The organism is Advenella sp. (assembly GCF_052108595.1).
Lineage (GTDB): Bacteria > Pseudomonadota > Gammaproteobacteria > Burkholderiales > Burkholderiaceae_B > Advenella.
In genome coordinates, this window is sequence record NZ_JBQEAU010000157.1 from 1 (window position 1) to 7,723 (window position 7,723).

Annotated in this window: 9 protein-coding genes; 4 read left to right on the forward strand and 5 right to left on the reverse strand. The window is 55.3% G+C overall.

What is annotated here, in order from left to right; all coding sequences use genetic code 11:
* The 3 genes from ACTIKR_RS19355 to ACTIKR_RS19365 all read left to right on the forward strand — a co-directional run.
* Window positions 1–895, forward strand: an 895-nt coding sequence (locus tag ACTIKR_RS19355; RefSeq protein ID WP_442328739.1) for a PepSY-associated TM helix domain-containing protein, incomplete at its 5' end; no start/stop codon positions are given.
* Window positions 892–1,431 carry a thiamine pyrophosphate-binding protein gene (locus ACTIKR_RS19360; protein WP_193088790.1) on the forward strand — a complete coding sequence of 180 codons (540 nt, stop codon included), beginning with the start codon at window positions 892–894 and terminating at the stop codon, window positions 1,429–1,431. The genes ACTIKR_RS19355 and ACTIKR_RS19360, both read left to right, overlap by 4 nt.
* A 99-nt stretch (window positions 1,432–1,530) precedes the next feature.
* Entirely contained in the window at window positions 1,531–3,714 is a 2,184-nt protein-coding gene (locus ACTIKR_RS19365; RefSeq protein WP_193088791.1) for a TonB-dependent receptor, read from the forward strand.
* A 45-nt stretch (window positions 3,715–3,759) separates the two neighbouring features.
* Here the strand turns inward: ACTIKR_RS19365 and ACTIKR_RS19370 are convergent, their stop codons facing one another.
* From ACTIKR_RS19370 to ACTIKR_RS19385, 4 genes are all read right to left on the reverse strand, one after another.
* A complete protein-coding gene (locus ACTIKR_RS19370) occupies window positions 3,760–4,269 on the reverse strand; it encodes a GNAT family N-acetyltransferase (RefSeq protein ID WP_442328740.1) in 510 nt (169 codons plus the stop codon).
* Between the two features lie 49 nt (window positions 4,270–4,318).
* Window positions 4,319–4,504 (reverse strand): hypothetical protein, encoded by a 186-nt coding sequence (locus tag ACTIKR_RS19375; RefSeq protein ID WP_442328741.1) that lies wholly within the window; start codon window positions 4,502–4,504, stop codon window positions 4,319–4,321.
* A gap of 80 nt (window positions 4,505–4,584) precedes the next feature.
* Window positions 4,585–5,523 carry an MBL fold metallo-hydrolase gene (locus ACTIKR_RS19380; RefSeq protein ID WP_442328742.1) on the reverse strand — a complete coding sequence of 313 codons (939 nt, stop codon included), beginning with the start codon at window positions 5,521–5,523 and terminating at the stop codon, window positions 4,585–4,587.
* Window positions 5,524–5,878: 355 nt separating this feature from the next.
* On the reverse strand, window positions 5,879–6,691 hold the full coding sequence (locus ACTIKR_RS19385) for a phosphatase PAP2 family protein (protein WP_193088795.1): 813 nt from the start codon (window positions 6,689–6,691) through the stop codon (window positions 5,879–5,881).
* Window positions 6,692–6,789: 98 nt separating this feature from the next.
* Here ACTIKR_RS19385 and ACTIKR_RS19390 point away from each other — a divergent pair, with 98 nt between their 5' ends.
* Window positions 6,790–7,236, forward strand: a complete 447-nt coding sequence (locus ACTIKR_RS19390) for an Ivy family c-type lysozyme inhibitor (protein WP_193088796.1) — start codon at window positions 6,790–6,792, stop codon at window positions 7,234–7,236.
* Window positions 7,237–7,527: 291 nt separating this feature from the next.
* On the opposite strand, the gene ACTIKR_RS19395 is transcribed toward ACTIKR_RS19390, so the two are convergent.
* Window positions 7,528–7,723: serine hydrolase (locus ACTIKR_RS19395; RefSeq protein ID WP_442328743.1), on the reverse strand; the 196-nt coding region annotated here is incomplete at its 5' end.

The window sequence follows — 7,723 nt, forward strand, 5'->3', positions numbered from 1 at the left end:
CCAGGGCCAGATTTCCGGCTTTGATTTCAGGCAATTCGTGCGGGCATTGCACGGCTGGCTGCTGGTGCCATTTACCAACGGCTTTGCCTGGGGCTGGTATGCCGTCTCATTGCTGGGCATTCCCATGCTGATTTCCCTGATTACCGGTCTGGTGGTATACAAGCGATTCTGGCGTGGCTACGTCAAGCCCCGGCTGCGTCTCGGCCAGGGCGCGCGCATTTTCTGGGGGGACTTTCACAGACTGGCCGGTATCTGGTCTGTGCCGTTCATTGCCATTATCAGTGTGACAGCCATCTGGTTCCTGATTGAAGCCGTTTTGTTCGACAACAGTATTTCCATTTCGACGGCGCCGCCGCCTGCCATGGTGCAACGCCAGGATGTCCCCACGCGCACGGACGGATCGTCCCGGAGCCTGTTGCTGTCGCCCGATCAGGCCGTGGCAAAGGCCAAAGGGCATTTTCCGGACATGCAGGCCGAATCCATTTTTCTGCCGGCCAATGCCTATAGCCACTATACGGTGACAGGGCGCAGCAGCTATCCGCTCATTCTTGAGCGAGCATCGGTCAATCCGTATACAGGCAATGTGGATTCCTCACGCACTGTGTCGGATTATTCCGGCCTGGAACTGGTGACCGAGTCCATGCGCCCGCTGCACACCGGGGATTTTGCCGGGCTCTGGCTCAAACTGGTGTATTTCTTCTTTGGTCTTTTGCTGACCATGATGGTTCTGTCAGGGATGTTGATCTGGACCAAACGAACGGCAAAGGAAACGGCCGGCATGCTTCGTGAACACCGCCAGTCACGCCGGCAAAATACGGCTGTGAGCCATGGGGGACAACCGTCGCCAGCGGCAGCGGGCGCACGCTTTATGAAAACAGAAAAGGGCGCATCATGAATAGTCAGGCTCAGGCAATCCGGTCCGGGTCATGGACGGGCATCAAGGTTTGGTGGTATCGCTGGCGTTTTCACCTGAGTGTTCTGGCCATTTTGATCCCGCTGTGTTTCGTACCGCGTTATATAAAAGACCAGGCACTGTTCTCGGGTGATCTGGGACTGGGCGTACACGATCTGGGCACCAAAAAAGTGGGCCCTTGGGAAGTGCATATGGCTGAGTTCGATGCCATGGCGCCACGACGGGATGGCACAGCTGGTTTTGTAAAAACTTTTTCGGTGTCCCTGTGCGAGTCATGCCGCAGTGCAGTCCGTGCAGTCTACCTGCGTGTAGGCAAGCCGCGCAGCCTGCGCACCGCGGGCGCCATTGGTTTTGGTAGTGTTTACAACATGCAAATTGGTGTACTGATTCCCAAAGATACGCTGCCGGATGCGCAATTATGGCTTACCGCCGAAGGCTGGGACGGGTCATCGTATTCGACCTCATTCCCGCTGGCCGAGGCCTCGCCGATCACCTTAAAATGGCTCGGCCAGCGCTGACCCACTTATGACATTTGTCATACGACCGTCTTATTTTTGCCTCAAATAGCACTGTATTGAACACCATTGCAGATTCAATCATTGGACTTACGCCGGATTATGAAAACAACCTCACGCCACGCCCCTTCATTGCTTATGCGCGCCTTGCCGCTGGCGCTCTGTGCATCTACCGCTGCGGTACATGCACAAACCGTTTCAGCGCCTGCCGCAGCTGAAGCAACCCGGCTCGAAGCGATCAACGCGACCGACGAGAACGTATCGGTGTCGGTACCTACGCCGGTGACCTATGCCGGCGGCCAGGTCGCGACGGGCGGCCAGGCCGGCATTCTTGGCAATGCGGACAATATGAGTTCGCCGTATATTATCAACAGCTATACCTCGAAATTGATTGAAGATCAGCAAGCGCGTACTTTAGGGGAAGCAATCAAGAATGATCCTACCGTGCAGGTTGGCAACGGTTATGGGAATTTTGCCGAAACCTTTGTGATACGGGGCTTTCCGCTGAACAACGACGATCTTGCCTTCAACGGACTATATGGTATTTTGCCGCGCCAGGTACTGCCGACAGAAATGATCGAGCGTGTGGAAATTTTCAAGGGTGCCAGTGCCTTTCTTAATGGGGCGTCTCCCGGCGGCAGTGGCCTGGGCGGTTTGATCAACATCCAGCCAAAGCGCGGCACCGATGAGCCGCTGACTCGGCTCAATGTCGACTATACCGGACGGGGGCAAGTGGGCGGCGGTGTGGATATCGGTCGTCGCTGGGGTGATGCCGGCCAGTTCGGGATCCGGCTGAACGCCGCCCATCGCGATGGACAAATGTCCACCAGGGATGCCGATGCCAGGACGTCCGTACTTACGCTTGGGCTGGATTATCGTGGTGAGCGGTTGCGCGCGTCGCTGGATGTGGGCTATCAGAATGTTCGCTTCGATCAGGCCCGCCCGACCATCACGCTGACCGGGGACGGCGTGCCTGATGCGCCGTCCACCAGCGTCAATTACGCGCAGCCCTGGGCCTGGTCGAAATTGCAAAGCACCTATGCCGTTGCCCGGGTTGAATACGATCTGAGTGAAAACTGGATGGCCTACGCCGCCATCGGCACCAGTCGCGACAAAGAAGACGGCCTCTACTCAGGGGCCAAGGTGAACGGCGATGGCATCGGTGCACACAGTCCGTTGCGCACGCCCTATGAGCGCGATACCGTGACCGGCGAAGTGGGGTTGCGGGGACGGTTTGTGACCGGTTCTGTGGGGCACCAGGTGAATCTGGGTGTATCGGCGTTGCGTTCGAGTAATCACAGCGCCTATCAATTGTTCGCCAGTCAGGATCGGGATATCTTCAATCCGATAGACTCTCCATATCCGGACCGGGTAACGTTATCGGGCGGCGATATTGATAATCCCGGCAAAGTGGACCGCTCTATTCTACGCAGTATTGCCTTGTCCGACACATTATCGTTTCTGGACGAACGCATTCTGGTCACGCTGGGCGTGCGCCACCAGAACCTTCGCTATACGGCCTATGATTACACGGGAGCGGCGTCGTCCGACTATGACAAATCAATTATTACGCCGTTCGCAGGCATCGTCTTCAAGCCACTGAACAACGTATCGCTCTATGCCAATTACATTGAGGGCTTGACGCGGGGCGAGACGGCGCCGCTTACAGCAAACAACCGTAATGAAGTCTTCAAGCCGGCACGTACCAAGCAGATAGAGGCCGGCATCAAAGTTGATATGGGCGATTACGGTGCCAGTCTGGCGGCCTTTCAGCTTGAAAAGCCAGAGTTCTATCTGGACAGTGAAACCCAGATTTTTGGTGCTGCCGGCCAACAGCGCAATCGGGGTGTCGAGCTTAGTATCTATGGCCAGCCAGCAGAAGGTGTCAGGCTTATTGGCGGTGTCACGTTCATGAATGCCCGTTTGCAGAAAACCCAGGATGGCCTCAATGATGGCAATCATGCGCCGGGCGTACCCCGAGTGCAGGCGACCATGGGTGCCGAATGGGATCCTGCCTTTGCGCCTGGCCTGACACTGCAGGGCTATGTAACCCGTCGCAGCAAGCAGTATGTCAACAAGGAAAACGAGGGCACTATTGCTGCGTGGACACGTGTGGATCTGGGCGCACGATACACGACGAACCTGGCAGGAAAAGACACGACCTTCCGTTTCGGGGTCGATAATGTGTTCAATAAACGTTATTGGGCAACAGTTGCGCCACAGTTCGGTCAGCTCACGGCAGGCAATGGCCGAACCGTGAAAGCGTCTGTATCGCTGTCCTTCTAGGCTCGCTTATTGTTGTTTGAATAATGCGCCGATCTCGCGCGTTATTCAAACGGGGCTTTTGCCGGCGAAGCGGACCATGAGCAGTTCGTCGCTATAGCCTGTTTCGTCCTTGAGGGATCTGGGCTCTTTGCCGTAGATTTCAAAGCCGGCCTCCTGATACAACTTAAGTGCCGGGGTGTTTGCCGCAGTCGCGGACAGGGTCACCTGCTCGTAATGTTGGTCGGCATACGCAAGAAGTCGGGTCAGCAATGCCTGTGCAATGCCCTGGCCTCGAACGTGTGATGCAACGAAGACGCCCCAGACGAAACCTTTATGTTGCTCGCGAACACCAAGCCAGGGTGCCAGGCCGGCAGTACCCACGATAGCGCCATCTTTGCGCGCGGCCCACACCTTGCTGGTGCGCAGGCGGTCGCGAAAAAATGCCAGCGGTTGCGCTGATTCGGCGGCATGGCTGGAGCCAAAATCCTGCGGCGCGCTTTGCAATGCGGCCAGGCGAAACCGGCGAAAGGCAGCGGCATCGTCAGCATTGAGTATTGCTATTTCAAATGGAAGCATATTTCATATGTGAAGGAAAAGGTGTTTCTTGCCGATAATACTTCAAATTTCAAATGTGCTTGAGATGTGCTTGATAGATGTTCGTACCTTTGGCCGCAAGGCCGTGCCGGGGACCGGATAGGTTGCTGGCAACCGCTTCATGCAGCCACCCGTTCGCTGTGGCGCTGGCAAACACAATGGCCATAAAGTTGCCAAGCGCGGGCACCCGGTCTTTGGCAAGATCGGCGACGCCCATATCTTCGTGCGCCAGCGCTGCCCGTATCACGGTTGCAATGGCCGTCGGCGGCCAGCTAACTGCACGCGATTGTGCAGCGGTCAGAGCGTATTGAGGGGGATTTTCAGGTAGCGTACGCCATTGTGTTCCGGCTCCGGCAGCTTGCCGCCACGTACGTTCACCTGTATGGACGGCAATAGCAGTTTTGGCGTGGAAAGGGTCGCATCGCGCTGGGTGCGCATCGCCACAAATTCGGATTCGGATATGCCTTCATGCACATGAATATTCTGCTTGCGTTCTGCTTCGATGGTGGTTTCCCATGCAAATTCATCCCGGCCCGGTGCCTTGTAGTCATGGCACATAAATACCCGCGCGTAGCCCGGCAAGCGAAGCAGGCGTTGAATCGAGCGATAAAGGGTGCGCGCGTCACCTCCGGGAAAATCACAGCGGGCCGTCCCGTAATCGGGCATGAACAAGGTATCGCCGGCAAATACGCAATCGCCGATAATATAGGCCAGGCAGGCTGGCGTATGGCCCGGAACGTGCAGCACTGTGGCAGGCAGGCTGCCAATCTGGAAAGTCTCGCCGTCGTCGAACAGATGATCAAAGTCGTCCGCGTTGCCGCATTGCGCACCTTGGGTGTTGTATATGTTCGCAAACGCGCGCTGAACCTGGCCAATGTGCTTGCCTATGGCCAATTGCCCGCCCAACTGCGCGGCCAGAATCGGCGCGGCCGACAGATGGTCGGCATGTGCATGCGTTTCCAGCAGCCATTGCACTTGCAATTGATGTGACCGGACGTAATCAATGATCGGCTGCACCGATGTGGCTGAGGTTCTGCCCGAGGCGGCATCGTAATCCAGTACGCTGTCGATCACCGCGCACTGCGAATCATTGGGCGCATGTACAACATAGCTGATCGTGTTGGTCGCTTCGTCAAAAAAGCTCTTAACGACAGGGATGCGCATGGGGTGATGACGAGTGTCGGCTATTTGCTGCGCTGCCTGATGGCACGCCGGATCGTGAGAGACGTCAGACATAGTGGGCTCCGGGTTACAGGGTGAAAATAGCATTTAATTACTTAAAGTAATAAACATATATTCAAACATCATAACAAAATGCCGCGTAAACGTCACGCGGATCCGATGCTGGGGTGATCGACAGACAAAATGATGGGCGCAACAATAAGTCGGCAGATGGCTCTTGCCTGGTGGATGATCGGTTATGCGTCCCGGACAATGCCAGCCGAACCGGGTTTTCGACCAGGTACGCACTGGTACGCCAGGAGCGCGATGTGAAGTGCGTTTGCCATTTTGCGCTTGCAGCCGCTTTACGCCCGAACGCCTGATGGGTTCAAGCCGACGATGCCGTGGTGGTGACGGGTCTTGGTGGTCCCTATGGTGTATTGGTAGCAGCTGGCGGCGGGATATTGCCTGGTGCTTGATTGGATACGGCAGGTGGCATATAGCGTTGCATGCTTACGTGCCTGCCATGCCAGACATGGATACTGCCTACTATCAGTAGCGTTGCTACAATTGGAATCAGAAAAGCGCCAGCAGTCAAACGATGCGTTTTGCCCGCGTAGTAACGCGCGCCAGCGATACATAGAATTAGCGTACTGACCAGAAGGCCGCCAAGCACATCTGAAAACCAGTGTGCGCCAAGATAGATGCGCGAGACCGCGATGAGCAGCGCGAATCCCATTGCACAGCAAACGGTGAGGATGCGGGCAGCCCGTTTTTCAATGCAGGGATAAATCAGAATGCAAAGCAAACCATACAGCACAATATTGCCTGTTGTATGACCACTGGGAAAGGAATAGGCACTCCAGCCGGAGTACATCATGTCTCCTGGCCGGGTCCGCACTATTGCTGCCTTGATGGCGGTATTAATAACCGCGGCGCTGATGATTGTCAGCACCCAGTAACCGGCCGTGCGCCAGGATTTCCGGACCAGTAGCCAGAGTGCGACAACGCCGACGATGATGGTCACCATGAACGTATCGCCCAGCTGCGTTATCGCAATCAATATATCGTCCAGCCACGGTGTACGCAAGAGCTGCAACTGCCGGTAAATAGCCTGGTCGGCGGCGAACAGCCGGCCATCAATGCGCACATTGATTAGAATCAGTAGAAACAGGGCACAGGCCAGTGCAGCAAGATAATAGGGCCAGTAAGAGCGGTTTCGGATTATTGTATACGGTGACATGCAATATAGCTTTGAGGTAGATGACAAACCGAGGCTTGTCGATAGGAAGCGACTGAAGATAAAATCATACCTGTTTCAACCGCTTAACAGGGTACAGTATGCGTCATTCCAAATTCAAATCTTTTTTGCTTGCAACATTGGGCAGTGTTGTTTTTGCCGGCCAGGTTTACGCTGCCGACGTCTATCCGGCCGACCTGGTAAAACAGGAACCTCGGGTAGCCAGTGCGTTTGCGGGCCTGACAAAAACCATTGTCGCCAAGCACGCATGGGTGCGTGACTTTGGTGTGACAACGCCCGTTGAAGAAACAACGCTTAACAACGAAAGCTATGTGCGGCTGTCGGGTTGCAAACCGCATGATTGTCCATCAGAAAAATATGTGGTGCTCGTTTCTAGAAAGAACAACCATGCCGTGGGTGCGTTTTTAACGAACCAGCAAGCGGCTGCGGGCGCTTTATCTGACAGCACAATTCAATGGCTTGGGCAACCCACCGATGAACAGGTAGCCGTGCTGGCTGCTGCGTTGTTTCCAGCTGCTGACAATTAAGCCATTTTATCCGGCTGCTAACAATCAGACCATTGCGCTTGTGCAGCCAGCCTGCGCAACCCATATTGCAGCGATACATCATGGCGCACTTGACACTGTAATGTTGTGGTCAATGGCAAACGGGTTTGGATTGCCATTGTCTGGGTTCCCATCGTTTGGATTGGTATTGGTGATGCTGTCATTGGGTTGCAGCCATTGCATGGTGTTGAGGCCACGACTGCGCTTCCGGAGTTCTTGGCGCTCTCGCCAAGAACTCGCAAAGACACCGCTGAGCGCCCATTCAGAATCCGTTCAGAATTCGCTCAAAATCCGATACGCGATTGCCAACCGGTCTGCAACCGGATAGTTTTTATTGGCCAGGATCACAATCCCAAGCTTGCGTGCCGGCACGAAGGCTACATAGGCGCCAAATCCATTGGTGGATCCCGTTTTGTTTATCCATACATCGTCACGCGGTGCCATGGGTGGTACCAGCGCTTTTACCGGC

Excerpts from the sequence above, each read along its gene's own strand:
- ACTIKR_RS19365 (WP_193088791.1), top strand. The coding sequence starts at position 1,531 with ATGAAAACAACCTCACGCCACGCCCCTTCATTGCTTATGCGCGCCTTG.
- ACTIKR_RS19390 (WP_193088796.1), top strand. The coding sequence starts at position 6,790 with ATGCGTCATTCCAAATTCAAATCTTTTTTGCTTGCAACATTGGGCAGT.
- ACTIKR_RS19360 (WP_193088790.1), top strand. The coding sequence starts at position 892 with ATGAATAGTCAGGCTCAGGCAATCCGGTCCGGGTCATGGACGGGCATC.
- ACTIKR_RS19380 (WP_442328742.1), bottom strand. The coding sequence starts at position 5,523 with ATGTCTGACGTCTCTCACGATCCGGCGTGCCATCAGGCAGCGCAGCAA.
- ACTIKR_RS19375 (WP_442328741.1), bottom strand. The coding sequence starts at position 4,504 with ATGGGCGTCGCCGATCTTGCCAAAGACCGGGTGCCCGCGCTTGGCAAC.
- ACTIKR_RS19385 (WP_193088795.1), bottom strand. The coding sequence starts at position 6,691 with ATGTCACCGTATACAATAATCCGAAACCGCTCTTACTGGCCCTATTAT.
- ACTIKR_RS19370 (WP_442328740.1), bottom strand. The coding sequence starts at position 4,269 with ATGCTTCCATTTGAAATAGCAATACTCAATGCTGACGATGCCGCTGCC.